Consider the following 19,906-nt stretch of genomic DNA (forward strand, 5'->3'; position numbering starts at 1 on the left):
CAGATAGAGTTCATGGCATTAGAGGTTACTTTGACGAGGTTTGCGATGTCCCGCACGATCCGTTTTCACAAGTTTGGTCCGGCCGAGGTGCTCAAATGCGAAGAGCATGCGGCCGCTCAGCCAGGTCCTGGCGAAGTGCAGGTGCGTGTCGAGGCGATCGGCATCAGTTGGTACGACACCCTGTGGCGTCAGAATCTGGCGTCGTCCCAGGCACGTCTGCCATCGGGCCTCGGTCACGAAATGGCCGGTGTGGTCACTGCCGTGGGCGCTGATGTAGACGACCTGTCCGTCGGTGACAAAGTGGCCAGTTTTCCGGCGGAAAGCCCGAACGACTATCCGGTGTACGGCGAGTCCATCGTCCTGCCGCGTACGGCGCTGACCCGTTATCCGGATGTGCTCAGCCCGATCGAAGCCAGCGTGCATTACACGCCGCTGCTGATTGCCTACTTTGCCTATGCCGATCTGGCGCGGGTCAAACCCGGGCAGTTTGCCCTGGTGACGGATGCCAGTCACTGCGCCGGCCCCTCGTTTGTCCAGCTCGGTAAAGCGCTGGGTGTGCGAGTGATCGCGGCGACCAAATCGGCGGAGGAACGCGAGTACCTGCTGTCCCTCGGTGCGGAAAAAGTCATCGTCACCGAAGAGGAAGATCTGTTGATGCGCATCAACAAGATCACCGACAACCGTGGCGTCGATGTGGTTTTCGACGGCCTGGGCGGCCCGCAGATGTCGTTGCTTGGTGATGTCCTGGCGCCACGCGGCAGTCTGGTCCTGTATGGCCTGCAGGGCGGTAATCAGACCCCGTTCCCGGCTTGCGCAGCGTTTCAGAAGAACATCCAGTTCTTCGTCCACTGCATCGGCAACTTCACCGGCAAACCCGAGCTGGGCATTGTCCAGGACCACGTCGCGTTGCAACGTGCCTTGCGCGACATCAACCAGTTGACCGCTGACCGTGTGTTGCTTCCGCTCAAGACCCGTGTATTCCCGTTCAACGAGTTCGTCGAAGCACACCGCTACATGGACGAATGTCCATGCCGCGAACGGGTGGCACTGCAAGTCGAGCCGGCGTAGAACCGGAGATCAGAGTCCGTGGCCTCACGGACTCTTTTTTTGTTTATGTTTCCCCCTGTCAGCAGACCTTTCCCCATCCCGCACCTCCGACCATTTCAGCAACTGAACTGGTTTTTGCTGTTCATCTGTATCTTCTAATCACACTCTAAGCGCTGATAATTGAATGATTACTTTCATCTCAAGGAATGAGCTATGGCTGTGCATTCAATTTGTCCGGGGCAATATCAAACGGCTAGCTCGGCTGGCTTCGTCAATTTCTGTTTAATTGCTGTAGGGCGATTCGGAAGTTGCTTCTCTATTTCTTGTAATGAATTGTCGTGGGACGCTGTGGGAAGTTTCCTCAGATTATTTTCGATTCGAGAAAGGCCAGTAAATACGGGCGGTTGAGCGCGCCGGCGGGCCTTCATGACAGTTTTTTCAGGTGAAGTGTTTCAAATAACTACAACTTTGTAAGTGTTAGCATTTCAGCGTCTATTACTTATTGATCCAATTGTTGCGCTCACTGTGATGTTTGCGTGGCATGAATCTTTTGATACCGGGTAAATACCGATGAGCACGATCCATGATCAGGCAATGAACTATGTCTATCAGCAAGTATTGCAGCGTTTGCTGAGTTTCTTTTCCCGAGCCGAGCGCACGGCGTTGCAGTTACTGATTCAGCGCCTGGTCGTGGCTGCTGGCGGAATGGACAACATCGGGCAGTTCAAGGTGCTGGTGCATCAGTCCGGCTCGCGTGACAGCTGCTACACCCTGGCTTTGCTCCGTGCAGCGCAACTGACGATTGCCAGCCGTGCGCCTGCGACGTTCCAGTTGCGCGTCGCCGCCTTGCGCTGGAATGGCGACAGTCCCGTTGCCCTGCACAACCTGCATCGCAGCTACAGTGCACTGTTTCTATATGACGATCCACGGGTCGAGCTGCTGATGGTCGATAACCGCGAGGTGCTGGCCTTCGATCACCGCACGCCTGTCAGCGACGACGGTCGTGAAGCCAGTCGCATCAATCTGCTGCTGGTCGGGCATTGTCGGACCTGGATCGAAGCGCCCCAATTGTGGGATGACGCCTATCTCGCCACCGCCGAGTACTACAGCCAGATCGCCCGCTGGAACAATGGTGTCGACGCCATGATCAGTACCGAAACCAAGAGCAGTCAGCAGCATTTCCTCGAAGGCCTCAACCGTGCGATGCAGCGAGTGGCGATCGCAGGTCCCGGACTGGTCCACAGCGGATTCGAGGCGCTGTTTCCGCTGCTGGACGGGCTGGGCGACGATTTCTACCGCGAACTGCGGGCTGAAGATGACCGGACTGCCTGGCGACCTGAAGGTGAGTTCGAAGCCTGCCGGCGCACCAGTTTTATCGACATCAACGACATGATGGTAGGCAAGCTGGAGGACCGCTGGCCCCTGTTGGGCGAATTCCTCGGCTTTGAACCGGATGACCGGGCGCTGTATCAAGGCGAAGCGGTGTTTGCCGACCCGCTGATTTCGGCGCATGTGCAAGGTCTGTACGCACGGTTCATCGAGGGGCGCACCTATGAGGCGGGAATCGACGATTACCTGCGTAACACCCTGGCCGACATGCGCCGACAGCAGGTGGCGGAGTCCGTCTGCGAACATTTGCTGTCGTGCTTTGACAACGTTCGGCAGCCCGAGCATCTGCGAATGCATGCGGAGGATTACCTTTTGCACGGTTTCGGACTGAACGAAACGCAGTTGGTGTGCCTGTTGTTTGCACCGTTTATCGACAGCGGTAGAGGCCTCGAGCGGTTCCTGCGCAACTGTCACCCCGGCATGCTGGTTGCGATGCCGGACCTGCACCGCGCCCTGCAAGGCCTGCATGCCCCTGAGCAAGTGCTGAAATGGATCATGGAGGTCAGTGGGTTGCCAGTCAGACTGGTTATCCGTCTCTATGCGATGGGACCTGTGCAGCTTTGTGCGCCCGAAGAATTTGCCTGCGAAAATGCAGATCCGGGAGAGACAGAGCCAGTTTCGCGAGTCGAGCGGTCTACGGAACGCTGACGGTGAACCAAGGGTTGGGTTGTGAACCAATGTCTACGGAAACGAGGTTGTGAAGGGCGCGCGGGACAATGATTTTGTTTATCAGGCAGTTTATCGATATCTGACAACGCTGATTGATGATGCCACTGGGAGCACGGCGGTACGCATGCCCTCGTTGCGCCAACTGGCCGACCGGCTGAATGTGTCCATTTCAACGGTGCAATACGCGTATTCGCTCCTGGAAAAAGAAGGTCGGGTCTATTCCATAGCCAAATCAGGGTATTACGCGAACGCGCTGTTCAGCGTGGACTCGCTCGGCAATGGCAGTGATCTGCTGGAAACCGTTTACGTCAATGCGAGACGTCCCGGGATGTGTGTTTTGAGCGCCGATGAGCCGGCGTCGCTGCAACCGCTGGACAGCCCGTTATTGACGCTGGAGCGGGAGCTGTTGCGTCAATACCCGCGTCAGCCCCAGACATTGGCCCAGCCTTGCGGTGAGCTGGAGCTGCGGGTCGCTCTGGCGGCGCGTTATACCTGTTCGACGGAGCATTACTGGCATGCCGATGATGTCTATATCGGTGCTGATTTGCGGGGAATACTGGAGATTCTGATTTCGGTACTGGAATTGCGTCACGCCGCTGTCGTTGTCGAATCGCCTTGCGACTGGGCGATCTTGCGCCTGCTCGAATCGTCCGGCGTGCGGGTGATCGAGTGGGCCTCGCAGGCTGGGGGCGCGCTCGATCTGCCAGCACTGGAATCGCTTTTGAAGAACGAGCCGGTACGTTTGATCCTGTTGTCATCGGTGTTGAGCATGCCTCTGGGCCGTGGCTTCAGTGATGAGCAGCAGCAGGCCATCGCCAGGATGCTGGAGCGACATGGGGTCTGGGTGCTGGAGAATGACTGCTACAGCGAGCTTGACGAGTGCAGTGATTCACAGCGACTGCGGAACTGGCTAGACCCTCAGCGCTTGCTGGTGTTTTCCACCTTCGAGAAATTCATCGGTGCCGAAGCGCCTTTCGGCTTTGTGCTGTCGCGGCATTGGCGTGACGAGTTGCAACGTCATTTCCTGTTACGCGCGTTTCGCCTCTCGCCCATACGTCAGAAGGCGATTGCCAGGCTGTTGAGCGGCGGACGGCTTGATCAGCACTTATGCGTGTTACGGCGAATGCTCAGTGAGCGCCGTACGCTGTTGATACAGGTGTTGCGCGAGCGTTTGGGCGATACGCTGCAGATCGTCGAGCCTCGGGGCGGCGCGACGGTGTGGGTGCGCTCGTTACGCCCCGTCGACATGCCGAATGTGTTTCATCGACTGCTCAAGCAACAGGTCATCGTGGCGCCGGGGGAACTGTTCAGCCTCCAAGGCCTGCATGCGGACTCACTGCGTTTGAGCGCGCTTAACCAGGGCGATCGGGATTTGCCAGGCGTGATCGGACTTCTCGGCGATGCATTGCGATTGTCGCCGGGCAAATAACGTTAAAAAACATCGGGCGAGGTTTGGATACATCCCGTCGCACAGTGGTCAAACTGCCAGTAAACTGCGCAGCATTTCCTGAACCACTCCGATTTCAGAGGTTTTTGCATGACACTCAGTCCTTTTGCGGGCAAACCGGCACCGGCGGAACTGTTGGTCGATATCCCGCGACTGGTTACGGCCTATTACACCGGCCAGCCTGATGCATCGATTTCTACCCAGCGAGTGGCGTTCGGCACCTCCGGCCACCGCGGCAGCTCCTTCGATTTGAGTTTCAACGAATGGCACGTTCTGGCCATCAGCCAGGCGATCTGCCTGTATCGCGAAGCCCAAGGCATCACCGGCCCGCTGTTTGTCGGCATCGACACCCATGCCTTGTCGACCCCGGCCGGCGCCAGCGCACTGGAAGTCCTCGCCGCCAATGGCGTCACCGTGATGATCGCCGAAGGTGATGAGTACACGCCGACGCCGGCGATTTCCCATGCCATTCTCTGCTACAACCGCGGCCGTACCTCTGGCCTGGCAGACGGGATCGTCATCACCCCGTCGCACAACCCGCCACAGAGCGGTGGCTACAAATACAACCCTACCAACGGTGGCCCGGCCGACACCCACATCACCAAGTGGATCGAAGCCAAGGCCAACGAACTGCTGGCGAACAAGCTGGCCGGGGTCAAACGCATCAGCTACGAGCAAGCGCTCAAGGCCAGCACGACCCATCGTCACGATTACCTCAATACCTATGTCGCCGACCTGATCAATGTTATCGACTTCGATGCCATCCGCGACGCCAAGCTGCGTTTGGGTGTCGATCCGCTGGGCGGAGCAGGGGTGCGCTACTGGTCGGCCATTGCCGAGCATTACCGTCTCGACCTGGAAGTGGTGAATAAACAGGTCGATTCAACTTTCCGTTTCATGACCGTCGATTGGGATGGCCAGATCCGCATGGACCCATCGTCCAGCCACGCGATGCAGGGCCTGATTGGTCTGAAAGAACGTTTTGACGTGGCATTCGCCTGTGATCCGGATCACGACCGCCACGGTATCGTCACGCCGTCCGGTGGTTTGCTCGCACCGAACAATTATCTGGCGGTGGCGATCGATTACCTGTTCCAGAACCGTCCGCAATGGCGCGCAGATGCCGCCGTGGGCAAAACCGTGGTCAGCAGTGGTCTGATCGATCGTGTGGCCAGGCGCCTGGGTCGTCGCCTTTACGAAGTGCCGGTCGGCTTCAAGTGGTTCGCTGACGGTCTGTTCGACGGTTCGTTGGGGTTTGGCGGTGAAGAGAGTGCCGGCGCCTCGTTCCTGCGCAAGGATGGCGGCGTTTGGAGCACCGACAAGGACGGTCTGATTCCTGCGTTGCTCGCCGCTGAAATGACCGCGCGCACCGGGCGCGATCCAAGCCAGGCCTACCGCGCATTGACCGATGAGCTGGGCGAACCGTTCTCGGTGCGCGTTGACGCCAAGGCCAATCCTGAGCAGAAGGCTCTGTTGAGCAAGCTGTCGCCGGAGCAGGTCACTTCGACCGAGCTGGCGGGCGAGAAAATCCAGAGCATTCTCAGCCACGCACCGGGCAACGATCAGGCCATTGGCGGCCTGAAAGTCATGACCGAAAACGGCTGGTTCGCGGCGCGTCCGTCGGGCACCGAAGACATCTACAAGATCTACGCCGAAAGCTTCCTCGGCGACGACCACCTCAAGCAATTGGTGGCCGAAGCGCAAACTTTGGTGGATGGCGCTATTTCCACTAAATGATGGGCACATGAAAAAGGGCAACCGTCAGGGTTGCCCTTTTTTATTGCCTGCGGATCAGGCCAGGTCTACCAGTACGATCTCGCTGTCTTCGATCGCCGTGACCGTCAGCACTTGCTCGTGTGCCACTGCGACACCGTCACGCGCTTGCGCACGCAAGCCATTGACCTCGATCACGCCAGTGGCGGGGACCAGATAAGCGCGACGTCCCTCGTCCAAACGGTATTCGGCAGTTTCACCAGCCTTGATGTTCGCCGCCACCAGACGTGCGTTGGCGCGGATGCGCAGGCTTTCATCGTCGCCAGCCTTACCGCTGGCCAAAGTGACAAAACCTTCGCGCTCGCCTTTGGGAAACGGCTTGGCTCCCCAGGATGGAGGGGCACCGGTTTCGGTCGGCAGAATCCAGATCTGGAAGATCTTGGTTTCCTTGTCTTCCAGGTTGTACTCGCTGTGGGCGATGCCGGTGCCGGCGCTCATCACTTGGACGTCGCCGGCTTCCGTACGGCCCTTGTTGCCGAGATTGTCCTGGTGAGTGATCGCGCCTTCACGTACGTAGGTGATGATTTCCATGTCGCGGTGCGGATGCTGCGGAAAACCTGTGCCTGCAGCGATGATGTCGTCGTTCCACACGCGTAGATTGCCCCAGCTCATCCGCTGCGGGTCGTAGTACTCGGCAAACGAAAAGTGGTGATGCGCGTCCAGCCAGCCATGATGGGCGCCGCCCAGCGAGCTGAAGGGTCTGAGTTCAAGCATGATCGTCTCCTCAATAAGGTTCGTCAGGGGGCGGGCCCCGTGGTTGATGACGACGATCATCTATCAGGCATTCATCGATAAAAAGCGCAAAAACTGCCGCATCATGATCAGGTTATTAGATGGAATTCAGCCTTGAAATCGTTTCATCTGACTTTCAATTCGTCGCCTAAACCGATGACCTGTAAGCATTTCGCTAGAACTGGACGACAAATCCAGACACCATAGCCGCCACAGCCTCACACCCTGGAGTCCGTCAGCGTGGTGCAACACATTCCCGATCTTCCTCCTGAACTTCGTCCACTGGCCGAGATGCCTTGGTTCAAGCGTCTGGCCGCGCGTTTCTTCGGCCACGGCCTGACAAAACTGCGCGCCCAGCACCGCGCCTCGTGGCTGCACGGGCAAGCCGACGGGTTTCGCAGCGGGCACACTGCTGGCGTCGAATACGGCTTCAAGGAAGGCAAGCTCGAGGGGCTGGAAGAGGGCCGGCAGGTCCTGCTGATTCGCGATAGCCGCAACACCGAGCATCGTCCGCCCGGCGTCGATAACAATCTGTTCGATGACTGGCGCCTGCCGCTCACGGCGGAGCTAAAGAGGCGCATCAAGGCCGATGTGGCCCGATTACTCCCGGCCCACGCCCAGCCCAGCGCCGCGCAGTGGAAGATGATCTTCAGCGACACGCCGTCCACCTCGGTGGTGGCCGGTGCTGGCGCGGGCAAGTCCACTACGCTGGTGCTCCGCATACTTTTGCTCAGCCACTACCTGGGTTTTGAGCTGGATTCGATGACTGTGGTGACCTTCACCCGCGAATCGCGCAAGGATTTCATCAACAAACTGATTGAAATCTTTACGCTGTGGGGCCAGCCGCTGAACCTCAAACAGGCCCGTGAGCTGGTGCGAACCTTCCACTCGCGCATCTTGCCCATGGTCCGCAGCCTGCCTGGGTTCGAGCGCCTGCAGGCCTTTGAGAATCTCAGTGATCGTCCGCAGAGCAGCGCGGAAGAGGTCGACAGCAATCCGTTCGACCTGCGCATCAATGACGCGCAGCGACAGCAACTCAATGCCTGCTATCACCGCTTGTTCAACGAAGATGAGCGTTTCCGCCAGCTGATCCAGCCGCTGTCCCGCGCCGGGCTGCAGTTGAAGGAGCTGGAACGCGATCACCCCGATGTGCAAAAGCGCATGGCGGTCACCGAGCTTGCGGCCAAGCGCGATGAAGAGCTGTGCGACGTCATTGAGGATCTGTGGTTTCGCGCGGGTGCGTGGCCCATCAAGGGGATCGAACCCAGTCGGCAAACGTTCGAGATCAACGGCTCGACGTTCCACTGTCACGGCTATATCCCGAGCCTGGATGCCTGGGTGGTGCTCGGGTTTGACTCCAAAGAAAACGCCCAGCTATGTCGGCCAAACGCCAAGCTAAGCGTCCGCGCAGAATGGGCGGTCAAGCGCACACTGTTTCAAGCTTTCTGTCGTAAACCATTGATATGGTTGGATAGTTACGAGTCTTCAAGGCGTGTTCTGGCGACCTTGGCCGGCGATGCCAGCGCCGGTCCTGGCTTCGACTATAAGGTTAAAGGCGAGTTGGCGTCGGCGCCGCTGCTCGATTGTTTTGTCGGCGCGGCAGGCTTTATCGAAAACCTTGGCCTGGATGTACCCGACGCGGTCAGTCGCATGAGCTTTGCCAAAGACGATCCCGATCGGTTTTTCTTCGAAGCCCTGAGCCTGTTCTGGCGCGCGTTCGAGGATCACTTGCTGGACCAGAAACCGCCAGTGATGACCTACAATCGCATGTTCGCCCTGTTCAGCGAGCACTCACCGGAAAACCTCAAGTTGCTCAGCGATGAGCTGCTGCGACCGATGTCGCACTTGATGATCGACGAGTTTCAGGACGTTTCGCCGCAGATCGTTTCATGGATCCGCGCCAGCCTTAACGAAATCCGCAGCCGTGGCCCGGCCATGCACGTCGGGCGCGGTGCGCAGCGTTCGTCGCTGTTGTGCGTCGGCGATGACTGGCAATCCATTTACGGCTGGCGCGGCAGTTCGCCGAGCTACTTCATGGAGTTCAACAAGGAGTTTCCTTCGCCGAGCACCACGCGGGTGATGCTCAGTGACAACTACCGCAGTCATCAACACATCATCGATGCCGCCGAGCACATTGTCCGCGCAGCGCCGGCCATCGCAGGCAAGAAGGCCAGGGCCAGTGGTGAGCCCAAACCATTGCAGCCGGTCAACGTGCTCGAGCGGAATGACGAGGCGCTGGGTCAACGACTGGCGGAACATTACCGCCGCGGCGATTCGATCTTGATGCTCTATCGAAAAAGCAGCGATAAGTTATTGATAGAACAGCATATTCAGCCGGTAGTTAATGTAGATTCGAACTTGCCCTACGAAGCGCGACGGCTGAAACAACTGACCTATCACAGTGCCAAGGGTTTGCAGGCTGATGCAGTGTTTCTGCTGGGCGACTGCCAGCACCTGACCAGTTCGCCGTACAAGAATCAGGTCTACCGCATGGCCGGACTGGGCAAAACCGGCGACAGCGAGCCGTACGACAGTGCGCAAAAAGACGAGATCCTGCGTCTGGCCTACGTGGGCATTACCCGGGCCGTCAGCCATTGCTACTGGTACGTCGAACCGCAAGAACCCCAAGCGGTGAACATGCCGAGAGCGTCGGATAGAGTCGCCAGGGGCAAGCCATTCTTCGTCGATCATCGCGCGGAGAAGACCACCGCCTAAGCATAAAAAAGCCCGCATCGCTGCGGGCTTTTCTTTTTGAATCAGTCGGTTATGCGTAGTTCTTCAGAGATTCCGGAGGAGTGAAGGCTTCCAGTTCATCCTCGATGGCTTCGATGATTCGCTCGACATCCGCCGCGTTCATCACCGTCGCACAGGGAATGCCAGCGATGGCGATCATGGTTTCGCCGCTGGCACGATCGAACAGACGGGCGATCAGGCTGCCCGGTGCATCCATCGTCGCTTCGAATCCCATGGGATGAAAATGCCAGCGCATCAGCTGGCAAGCGTTGGGAAAGGTGACTTTGCTGGACCCTTTATTCATGGTGTTGCCCGCCTGCTTCATCGAGCGCTTCCTTTTGCTCATGTTAGGTGGGAAGAGCCTTCATTGGCTCAACCAGTGCTTGAGCTTTAAAAGTAGCATCCGTGTGTGAAAAAACTGTGAGTTTTTTCAGTCCGTTTAGCGATTGATTCGCATTTTTTGATGTAAGTCACTGGCTCATCGATTATCGCCAAAACGCCACCATGGATTTTTCATTGAAGCGGCAGAGGAAGTTGGGCAAGCTCGGTTCTTTTTCGCCGAGCCGCTTATGCACGCCGATGACGACGGCCCAGAACAGACCCAGGCCACGGCCGCCACGGTCATGCGCTATCACCTGAGCTGGAAACACCGGGATCTGGACAGCGTCATGGCGCTTTATCACGCTGATATCCAGTACAACGATTTCTTTCAGAATCGCGTGCTTGCTCTGGACGAGTTGCGCGAATACGTGCGCGTCAGCATGCCGCGAGAATCCGACGAACTGCTCGAACATTGCGACCGCATCCGGGTGGACGGCAACACGGCGTTCATTCAGTACGAGGTGACTTTGCGCGGTGGCGATGGCCTGGTGTCGTTCCGTTCCAGCGAAGCGATCACGGTCAAGGACGGTTTGATCTGGCGCGTCAACGAGTACGCCTCGCTGGTGCGTACTCAAGCCGACGGCAGTTCGGCACCCAGCCAGCGCCCGGCGGTCAGTCGTCTCGGGCTGTCACCGCGGCAATTGAGTTTCATGGCCGAAGACCTGCAGCAGTATTTCGAAAAACAGCAACCTTATCTGGATCCTGAGCTCGACCTGCAACGGGTGGCGAAGGAGTGCGGGTACAGCCGCAATCAGATCTCCTATCTGCTCAACCAAGTGCTTGGGCAAAGCTTCTATCGCTACGTCAATCAGGCGCGCCTGCAGCATTTGCTGCGCGCCCTCGACAGCGCCACGCCGCCGTTGCGTATCGATGAACTGGCGTTCGCCGCCGGCTTCAATTCGCTGTCAGCGTTCTACAAATGCTTTCGCGAGCACACCGGCCAGTCACCCAAGGCCTACGCCAGACAAATTTCTCTGCGGGCACGCGCGCAAGACAGCCACTGAAGACAACCACTAGGATCGACGCCATCGAGGTTTTCAGTGGCGGAGTCTGGCATGTCGGCGTGGCGCACGATCAGTTTGTGGATGGATCAGCTCGAAGAGCCGCTGGTGGCCCGGCCTGCGCTGGAGCGGGATCTGGACGTCGACGTGGCAATCATCGGCGCCGGTTACACCGGACTGTGGACGGCGTACTACCTGAAGAAAAACGCGCCCGGCCTGGATATCGCCATCATCGAGGCGCAAACCGCCGGATTCGGTGCTTCCGGCCGCAATGGCGGCTGGCTGATGGGCAACCTGCTCGGCGAGGATCGTCTGCTGGCAGGGTTGTCGCCAGAACAACGCCGGGCTTCTTACGATCTGCTGCACAGCATTCCTGATGAAGTGGAAATCGTCATCGAACGTGAAGGCATCGACTGCGATTACCGCAAGGGTGGGGTGCTTTATTGTGCTGCGCGCTATCCCGAACAGGAAACTGTGCTGCGCGATTACCTGAGCAAGCTGCACGCTCAAGGGCTGACGGACGACGATTACCGCTGGCTCAGCCCCGAGCAACTGGCTCAGCAGCTCCGCGTGGCGAAACCTTACGGCGGCATCTTCGCCCCTCACGTTGCGACCATTCACCCGGCGAAACTGGTGCGCGGTCTGGCGCAGACCGTGCAGAACATGGGCGTGAAGATCTATGAAAACAGCCCGGTGACCCACTGGCAGTCAGGCAGTTTGCGCACCGCCAAAGCCAGCGTGCGCGGCCGCTGGATTGTCCCGGCCGTGGAAGGTTATTCGGTGACGTTGCCGCCGTTGGGCCGCTATCAGTTGCCGGTGCAAAGCCTGATCGTCGCCACCGAGCCGCTGTCGGCTGCGACCTGGGATGAAATCGGCCTGAATCGCGGCCAGGCGTTCAGTGAATTCAGCCGTCAGGTCACCTATGGCCAGCGCAGTGCCGATAACCGCCTGATTTTCGGCGCCCGTGGCGGTTATCAGTTCGCCGGCAAGCTGCGTCATGACTTCAACCTGACCCGCGACGAGGTCGAACTGCGCCGCTATCTGTTCGGCGAACTGTTTCCGCAACTGAAAAACGTGCAGATCACCCACGCCTGGGGCGGCAACCTCGGCATGTCGCGGCACTTCAAGCCGCACATGCTCTGCGACCGCGCCAATGGCATCGCGCTGTCCGGCGGTTACGGCGGGGAAGGTGTCGGTGCCAGCAATCTCGGCGGACGCACCCTGGCCGATCTGATTCTCGAACGCGACAGCGAACTGACCCGGCAACCGTGGGTGCTGCCCGATGGCGGCATTCATGCGCTGCGCGCCTGGGAGCCGGAGCCGTGCCGCTGGTTGGGCTACAACGCGATCATCAAAAGCTTCGTGCACGAAGACCAGACCCTGGCCAACCCGGCCACTGCACCCTGGCGGCGCAAGCTGGCCAGCGGGGTCGCCGGCTTCATGGAAGGCTTCATGCACTAAACGCCGTTTCCCTCAATAAACAGGTCACGCCATGAGCATCACCCAATTCAAGAACACCGCCACGCTGGCGCTCGAAGAATCCAGCCCGGTCGCCGTGCCCCTCGGCGAGCCCGTCGCAATCGCCTCGACCACCAGTGTCGAGCGCGACGACGGGGTTGAAACCGGCGTCTGGGAGTGCACTCCAGGGCGCTGGCGGCGACAGATCACCGCGCAGGAGTTCTGCCATTTCATTTCCGGTCGCTGCACGTTCACCCCCGACGGTGGCGCCGAAACCCTGCACATACAAGGCGGCGACGCACTGATGTTGCCAGCCAACACGCTCGGGATCTGGGATATCCAGGAAACCGTGCGCAAGAGCTACGTGCTGATTTTCTGATTGTTCGATCGTTTGATTGCCTGCCAACAAAAAAAGCCCATACAGGAATCGCCCCATGATCCAGAAAACCCTCGCATTGGCGCCGCTGCTGCTGGCCGTTTCCGTCAGTCACGCGGCCGAGACGGTCAAGGTCTACAACTGGTCCGATTACATCGCCCCGGACACCACCAGGAATTTCCAGAAAGACACGGGCATCGGCGTCACCTATGACGTCTACGACAGCAACGAAACCCTCGACGGCAAGTTGATGACCGGCAAATCCGGATACGACGTGGTCTTCCCGTCGAACCATTTCATGGCGCGGCAGATTCAGGGCGGGGCACTGAAAAAGCTCGACAAAAGTCAGCTACCGAACTGGAAGAATCTCAATCCGGCGTTGCTCAAGGCTTTGCAGACCAACGACCCGAACAACGAGCACGGCTTTCCATACCTGTGGGGCAGCACCGGTATCGGCTACAACATCGCCAAGATCAAAGCGGTGCTCGGTGACAATGCGCCGGTGGATTCCTGGGACCTGATTTTCAAGCCCGAATACATGGAAAAGCTGCAGAAGTGCGGGGTGGCGATTCTCGACAACGGCCCGGAATTGCTCCCGGCGGCGCTCAACTACCTCGGTCTGCCGCACCACAGCAAGAATCCCGAGGACTACAAGAAAGCCGAAGCGCTGCTGATGAAAGTCCGGCCCTATGTCAGCTACTTTCATTCATCGAAATACACCAGCGACCTGGCCAATGGTGATATTTGCGTAGCGGTCGGGTTTTCCGGGGACATCCTGCAAGCCGAGAACCGCGCCAGGGAAGCGAAAAACGGCGTCGAGATCGGTTATGCGATTCCCAGGGAAGGCGCGGCAATCTGGTTCGACATGGTCGCCATGCCCGCCGACGCCCCGGACGAGAAGGCCGGCTACGCCTTCATGAACTACCTCCTGCGCCCCGACGTCATGGCCGGGATTACCAACTACGTGCATTACGCCAATGGCAATGAACAGGCGGACGGCCTGATCGATCCGGCGATCAAGAACGACACCAAGGTGTACCCGAGCCCGGAAATGATGGGCAAGCTGTTCGCGCTGGAGGCGATGCCGCTGAATATCGACCGGATTCGTACGCGGGTCTGGAACAAGATCCGCACCGGTAGCTGAGTTTTCCAGGACGAACACACAAGCCCCCTGTGGGAGCGAGCCTGCTCGCGAAAGCGGTCTGTCATTCAACAATTATGTTGACTGGGCAGGCGCCTTCGCGAGCAGGCTCGCTTCCACAATGATATTGCGTGAAGCGAGTAGTTGATATCAAAGCACTGGCACCGCTGTCTGAAAGTGTGACTTGCCCAACAAATCCAAACTTACCGATATTTAATATTTAAATAGAAAATCGTCAGACGATTTACCCTGTCCCCAGCAACTAACAACAATCTTTCCTCCCCGCGCGCTTTGTTTACGGCAGTTTCCTGATATATCGAAATTGGATCGCAAAAAAATCCTTTACGACAGATTTCAAATTGTGTCAGGTTCGTTACGCCTTCATTGGGCGAGTGATAGGACGATCTCGCCAAAGATCGTCCTGTCGGACAAAAACTGTTCCATTGCTAAACAAGGAAGTGTGTTTATGTCAAAAGTTAAAACCAACGCTGTTGATTCCGCCGAACAGGCTTTCCAATTGGCCGCCTTCAGCTCGGCGTACAACCAGATCAATAGCTTCAGCCATCAATACGATCGTGGCGGCAACCTCACGGTCAATGGCAAACCCTCGTACACCGTCGATCAGGCGGCTACGCAATTGCTGCGTGATGGCGCTGCCTACCAGGACAAGGACGGCAGCGGCAAGATCGAACTCACCTATACGTTCCTGACGTCGGCATCGAACAGCACGATGAACAAGCACGGGATCAGCGGGTTCAGTCAGTTCAGCGCGCAGCAGCAGGCGCAGGCCAAGCTCGCCATGCAATCCTGGGCCGACGTGGCCAATGTCACGTTCACCGAGAAAGCTTCGGGCGGCGACGGCCACATGACGTTCGGTAACTACAGCGGCGGCCAGGATGGCGCGGCGGCGTTCGCCTACCTGCCAGGTACCGGCGCCGGTTATGACGGTACTTCGTGGTACTTGATCAACAGCGGCTACACGCAGAACAAGAACCCGGATCTGAACAACTACGGTCGTCAGACCCTGACCCACGAAATCGGCCACACCCTGGGCCTGGCTCACCCTGGCGACTACAACGCCGGCAATGGCAACCCGACCTACAACGACGCGACTTACGGCCAGGACACCCGCGGCTACAGCGTCATGAGTTACTGGAGCGAGAGCAACACCAACCAGAACTTCAGCAAGGGCGGCGTCGAAGCCTATTCGTCCGGCCCGCTGATGGACGACATTGCTGCGATCCAGAAACTCTACGGTGCCAACACCAGCACCCGTACCGGCGACACCACCTACGGCTTCAATTCCAACGCCGGCCGCGATTTCCTCAGCGCTTCGTCGTCGAGTGACAAAGTGGTGTTCTCGGTGTGGGACGCCGGCGGCAAGGACACTCTGGATTTCTCTGGCTTCACCCAGAACCAGAAGATCAACCTCAATGACGCTTCGTTCTCCGACGTGGGCGGGCTGGTCGGCAACGTGTCGATTGCCAAGGGCGCGATCATCGAAAACGCCATTGGCGGTTCGGGCAGCGATCTGCTGATCGGTAACAGTGTGGCCAACGAGCTGAAGGGCGGTGCCGGCAACGACATCCTCTACGGCGCGGGCGGTGCCGACAAACTATGGGGCGGCGCCGGTTCGGACACTTTCGTGTTCGCTGCCAGCTCGGACTCCAAGCCGGGTGCGATCGATCAGATCCTCGATTTCGTCAGCGGTCTGGACAAAATCGACCTGACCGGCATCACCAACGGGGCGGGGCTGCACTTCGTCAGCAGCTTCACCGGTTCCGCTGGCGATGCAGTGCTGACCTCGTCGGGCGGCAACAGCCTGTTGTCGGTGGATTTCTCCGGGCACGGCGTGGCGGACTTCATCGTCAGCACCGTTGGCCAGGCAGCGACCAGCGACATCGTGGCGTGATGTGAAGGGAAAGCGGCGCCCAAGGCGTCGCTTTCTTTACTTGCATCGGTAGGCGCTGTACGCAACGCTAAGGGCTGGAGCGAAATTTCCCATGATCTACAGAGCTTTTACCTACAAGGCATCGGCGTGGCTTTCAGTGGCGCTCGTTACGATTTCAGGAGCAACAGCGATGGCAAGCAGCCTCAGACTCGAAGAACCCTCCGTGTTTGCCGGAAAGTGGCAGGCAACACTGTCCAGCACAGTCGAGGACCTGCGGACGCAAAAGCTGCAGGACAAACCCTCCAATACCTGTAGCGTCGAACTGCTCGCCAACAAGACCCTTGGCCAGGGCGCAGACTGTCTGGGTGCGTGGCTCGAGCAAGCTCCGATCGGCTGGTTTCCTGATCCTGACGGCTTGTCGATCACCGGTAGCGAAGGCTCAAGAATCCAGTTTTTCAGCCGACAACGTGATGGGTTGTATCTGGCGACTTTGAAGTCCGGGCTGATCGTCACGCTGGAACGTACGGCGCCCGATAACTGATCGGCCTTTTTACAAACCAATACAGCTATAGCGATTGGTCACACGGTTATAAGCAAGGTCAATAAAGGCAACTGCGCCGCAATATTCGGCGTTAGTTGTTATGAAAGTGTAAGTGGCCGCCGCGCAAGTGTATCCGCGGATGGCTCGCTTAATTAATTGAAGTGTCGCCTCGCAGGGGCGATGAATAATGTTCAGGAATAATCAATGAAGATGGCGAAGGCCCCAGCCACCGCTCCGTTAATCAAGGCATTGGGTGACTATAAGAGCATCTTGATCAGCGTCGGTTGTTTTACCGCGCTGATCAACGTGCTGATGCTGGTGCCGTCCATCTACATGCTGCAAGTCTACGATCGGGTGCTGTCGTCGCAGAACGAAACCACCCTGGCGATGCTGTCGCTGATGGTCGTCGGTTTCTTCGCCTTTATCGGGCTGCTGGAAGTCATCCGCAGCTTTATCGTCATCCGCATCGGCAGCCAGCTGGAGCGCCGTTTCAACCTGCGGGTCTATCAGGCTGCATTCGAGCGCAACCTGTTCAAGGGCGAGGGCAATGCCGGGCAGTCGCTGGGCGACCTGACCCACATCCGTCAGTTCGTCACCGGTCCTGCATTGTTCGCCTTCTTCGATGCGCCGTGGTTTCCGGTCTATCTGTTTGTCATCTACCTGTTCAACGTCTGGCTCGGCGTGCTGGCCACGGCGGGTGCGTTGCTGCTGATTGCACTGGCGTGCCTCAACGAATACATGACCAAGAAGCCGCTGGGCGAGGCCGCCGGGTTTTCCCAGCAGTCCAGTCAGTTGGCTACCAGCCATTTGCACAACGCCGAAACCATTCAGGCCATGGGCATGCTCGGGTCGCTGCGCAAACGCTGGTTCGGGGTGCATTCGCGCTTTCTCGGCTTGCAGAACCAGGCCAGCGACACCGGCGCGGTGATCAGTTCGTTGAGCAAGACCCTGCGTCTGTGCCTGCAATCCTTGGTGCTGGGCCTGGGCGCTTTGCTGGTGATCAAAGGCGACATGACCGCCGGGATGATGATCGCCGGTTCGATCCTCATGGGCCGCGTGCTCAGCCCGATCGACCAGTTGATCGCCGTATGGAAACAGTGGAGCGGGGCGAAGCTGGCTTACCGCCGTCTGGATGCGCTGTTGCAGGCGTTCCCGCCAAGCGACGAGGCCATGGCGCTGCCAGCGCCGAAGGGCCAGATTTCCTTCGAACAGGTCAGCGCCGGCCCACCGGGACAACGTTCCGCGACGTTGCACATGGTCAATTTCAACCTCGGTGCCGGTGAAGTACTCGGTGTGCTCGGCGCTTCCGGCTCCGGCAAATCGACGCTGGCCCGCGTGCTGGTCGGCGTGTGGCCAGTACTGGGCGGCACCGTGCGTCTGGATGGCGCCGATATCCACCGCTGGAATCGCGATCAGCTTGGCCCTTACATCGGCTACCTGCCGCAGGACATCGAGCTGTTCAGCGGCACCATCGCGGAAAACATTGCGCGATTCAGCGAAACCGACTCGCAAAAAGTCGTCACCGCCGCGCAACAGGCCGGCGTCCACGAGATGATCCTGCGCCTGCCGCAGGGCTACGACACGAAGCTGGGCGAGGACGGCAGTGGCTTGTCCGGTGGCCAGAAGCAACGCGTGGCACTGGCCCGTGCGCTGTATGGCACGCCGAGTCTGGTGGTGCTGGATGAGCCCAACTCCAATCTCGATACGGTCGGCGAGGCTGCACTGGCCAGTGCCATCGCACAACTCAAGGCGCAGGGCACCACCGTGATTCTGGTTACGCACCGCTCTTCGGTACTGGCCCAGGCTGACAAGCTGTTGGTACTCAACGACGGTCGTCTGCAGGCGTTCGGCCCGAGTCAGGATGTGCTCAAGGCACTGTCCGGGCAACAGGAACAGCACCGCGAAAAAGCTGCACAAGCACCGGGCGGGCTCAGCATGAGCCGGCAGTATCAGCCCACGACCAGGAATTCGGGTGTATGAGCAGCGCCAGCATGAACACTGAAAACGAAGCGAACATGGAACACGCCTATCTCACTGAGCGTCCGGAACGCGATGCGAAATTTTTCGCGCGCATGGGCTGGATTCTGGCCATCGTCGGCGCTGGCAGTTTCTTCACCTGGGCGGCACTGGCGCCGCTGGATCAGGGCATTCCGGTGCAGGGCACGGTGGTGGTTTCGGGCAAGCGCAAGGCCGTGCAGTCGATGAGCAGCGGCGTGGTCAGCCGGATTCTGGTGCGCGAAGGCGAAATCGTGAAGCAGGGCCAGCCGCTGTTCCGCCTCGACCAGACGCAAGTGGCGGCCGATGTGCAATCGCTGCAGGCGCAATACCGCATGGCCTGGGCCAGCCTTGCGCGCTGGCAGGCCGAGCGCGACAACCTCAAACAAGTGACCTTTCCGCCCGAACTGAGCGACGACCCGGATCCGCGTCTGGCGCTGGTGCTGGAAGGCCAGCGGCAACTGTTCAGCAGCCGCCGCGAAGCGTTCTCGCGTGAGCAGGCGGCACTGCGCGCCAATATCGAAGGCGCCACTGCGCAACTGGCCGGGATGCGCCGCGCGCGCAGCGACCTCAATGCCCAGGCCAGCTCTTTGCAGCAACAATTGAGCAACCTGCAACCGCTGGCCGACAACGGCTACATTCCGCGCAACCGCTTGATGGACTACCAGCGGCAATTGTCGCAAGTGCAACAGCAACTGGCGGAAAACACCGGCGAAAGCGGTCGTGTCGAGCAGGGCATCCTTGAGTCGCGCCTGAAATTGCAACAGCACGGTGAGGAATACCAGAAGGAGGTCCGCACGCAACTGGCCGACGCGCAGTTGAAGAGCGTGACCCTGTCCGAGCAACTGACCTCCGCCGGTTTCGATTTGCAGCACAGCGAGATCCTGGCGACTGCCGATGGCGTAGCGGTCAATCTCGGCGTGCACACTGAAGGCGCCGTGGTGCGTCAGGGCGAAACGCTGCTGGAGATCGTTCCGCAAGGCACCACCCTGGAGGTGGAAGGGCATTTGCCAATCAACCTGATCGACAAGGTCGGCACGCATCTGCCGGTGGACATTCTGTTTACCGCCTTCAACCAGAGCAAAACCCCGCGCGTGCCCGGCGAAGTCAGCCTGATCTCCGCCGACCAGATGGTCGATGAGAAAACCGGCGTGCCGTATTACGTGCTGCGCAGCAGCGTCAGCGATCAGGCGATGGAAAAACTCAACGGCCTGGTGATCAAACCGGGCATGCCAGCGGAAATGTTCGTGCGCACCGGTGAGCGTTCACTCCTCAACTACCTGTTCAAACCGCTGCTCGATCGCGCCGGTTCCGCGTTGACCGAGGAATAAG

15 protein-coding genes are annotated in these 19,906 nt (G+C 58.9%); 13 read left to right on the forward strand and 2 right to left on the reverse strand.

What is annotated here, in order from left to right:
• The first annotated feature begins 45 nt into the window (after positions 1 to 45).
• The 4 genes from DCO47_RS03900 to pgm all read left to right on the forward strand — a co-directional run bounded on the left by DCO47_RS03900 (position 46) and on the right by pgm (position 6,289).
• Entirely contained in the window at positions 46 to 1,068 is a 1,023-nt protein-coding gene (locus DCO47_RS03900; RefSeq protein WP_064362651.1) for a zinc-dependent alcohol dehydrogenase family protein, read from the forward strand.
• A gap of 549 nt (positions 1,069 to 1,617) precedes the next feature.
• Complete coding sequence (locus tag DCO47_RS03905; protein ID WP_042610059.1) at positions 1,618 to 3,084, forward strand: hypothetical protein; 1,467 nt, start codon at positions 1,618 to 1,620, stop codon at positions 3,082 to 3,084.
• 49 nt (positions 3,085 to 3,133) lie between these two features.
• A complete protein-coding gene (locus DCO47_RS03910; protein WP_116657495.1) occupies positions 3,134 to 4,534 on the forward strand; it encodes a PLP-dependent aminotransferase family protein in 1,401 nt (466 codons plus the stop codon).
• A gap of 108 nt (positions 4,535 to 4,642) precedes the next feature.
• The gene (gene pgm / locus DCO47_RS03915) at positions 4,643 to 6,289 is read left to right on the forward strand and encodes a phosphoglucomutase (alpha-D-glucose-1,6-bisphosphate-dependent) (protein WP_065616300.1); all 1,647 of its coding nucleotides are present in this window, start codon (positions 4,643 to 4,645) and stop codon (positions 6,287 to 6,289) included.
• Between the two features lie 54 nt (positions 6,290 to 6,343).
• Here pgm and DCO47_RS03920 read toward each other — a convergent pair whose 3' ends face one another.
• The gene (locus tag DCO47_RS03920; protein ID WP_042610056.1) at positions 6,344 to 7,039 is read right to left on the reverse strand and encodes a pirin family protein; all 696 of its coding nucleotides are present in this window, start codon (positions 7,037 to 7,039) and stop codon (positions 6,344 to 6,346) included.
• Positions 7,040 to 7,297: 258 nt separating this feature from the next.
• Between DCO47_RS03920 and DCO47_RS03925 the strand changes: the two genes are divergently transcribed.
• Complete coding sequence (locus DCO47_RS03925; RefSeq protein ID WP_116657496.1) at positions 7,298 to 9,772, forward strand: UvrD-helicase domain-containing protein; 2,475 nt, start codon at positions 7,298 to 7,300, stop codon at positions 9,770 to 9,772.
• Between the two features lie 49 nt (positions 9,773 to 9,821).
• Here the strand turns inward: DCO47_RS03925 and DCO47_RS03930 are convergent, their stop codons facing one another.
• Positions 9,822 to 10,094, reverse strand: a complete 273-nt coding sequence (locus DCO47_RS03930) for a DUF1652 domain-containing protein (RefSeq protein WP_042610106.1) — start codon at positions 10,092 to 10,094, stop codon at positions 9,822 to 9,824.
• Positions 10,095 to 10,359: 265 nt separating this feature from the next.
• On the opposite strand from DCO47_RS03930, the gene DCO47_RS03935 reads away from it, so the two are divergent.
• From DCO47_RS03935 to DCO47_RS03970, 8 genes are all read left to right on the forward strand, one after another.
• A complete protein-coding gene (locus DCO47_RS03935; RefSeq protein WP_116657497.1) occupies positions 10,360 to 11,175 on the forward strand; it encodes an AraC family transcriptional regulator in 816 nt (271 codons plus the stop codon).
• 51 nt (positions 11,176 to 11,226) lie between these two features.
• A complete protein-coding gene (locus tag DCO47_RS03940) occupies positions 11,227 to 12,633 on the forward strand; it encodes an FAD-binding oxidoreductase (protein WP_116657498.1) in 1,407 nt (468 codons plus the stop codon).
• A gap of 31 nt (positions 12,634 to 12,664) precedes the next feature.
• Entirely contained in the window at positions 12,665 to 13,009 is a 345-nt protein-coding gene (locus DCO47_RS03945) for a cupin domain-containing protein (RefSeq protein ID WP_083352711.1), read from the forward strand.
• 55 nt (positions 13,010 to 13,064) lie between these two features.
• Positions 13,065 to 14,150 carry a polyamine ABC transporter substrate-binding protein gene (locus tag DCO47_RS03950; protein WP_116657499.1) on the forward strand — a complete coding sequence of 362 codons (1,086 nt, stop codon included), beginning with the start codon at positions 13,065 to 13,067 and terminating at the stop codon, positions 14,148 to 14,150.
• A gap of 463 nt (positions 14,151 to 14,613) precedes the next feature.
• A complete protein-coding gene (locus tag DCO47_RS03955; protein WP_042610050.1) occupies positions 14,614 to 16,059 on the forward strand; it encodes a serralysin family metalloprotease in 1,446 nt (481 codons plus the stop codon).
• A 91-nt stretch (positions 16,060 to 16,150) separates the two neighbouring features.
• The gene (locus DCO47_RS03960) at positions 16,151 to 16,579 is read left to right on the forward strand and encodes an AprI/Inh family metalloprotease inhibitor (protein WP_165839180.1); all 429 of its coding nucleotides are present in this window, start codon (positions 16,151 to 16,153) and stop codon (positions 16,577 to 16,579) included.
• Between the two features lie 204 nt (positions 16,580 to 16,783).
• Complete coding sequence (locus tag DCO47_RS03965; protein WP_116657501.1) at positions 16,784 to 18,559, forward strand: type I secretion system permease/ATPase; 1,776 nt, start codon at positions 16,784 to 16,786, stop codon at positions 18,557 to 18,559.
• Entirely contained in the window at positions 18,556 to 19,905 is a 1,350-nt protein-coding gene (locus DCO47_RS03970; protein WP_042610047.1) for an HlyD family type I secretion periplasmic adaptor subunit, read from the forward strand. The genes DCO47_RS03965 and DCO47_RS03970 overlap by 4 nt, the downstream gene beginning before the upstream one ends.
• The last annotated feature ends 1 nt before the right edge of the window (position 19,906 follow it).

The sequence above is a fragment of the Pseudomonas sp. NDM genome, from assembly GCF_003105095.1.
In the GTDB taxonomy this organism is placed as follows: domain Bacteria; phylum Pseudomonadota; class Gammaproteobacteria; order Pseudomonadales; family Pseudomonadaceae; genus Aquipseudomonas; species Aquipseudomonas moraviensis_A.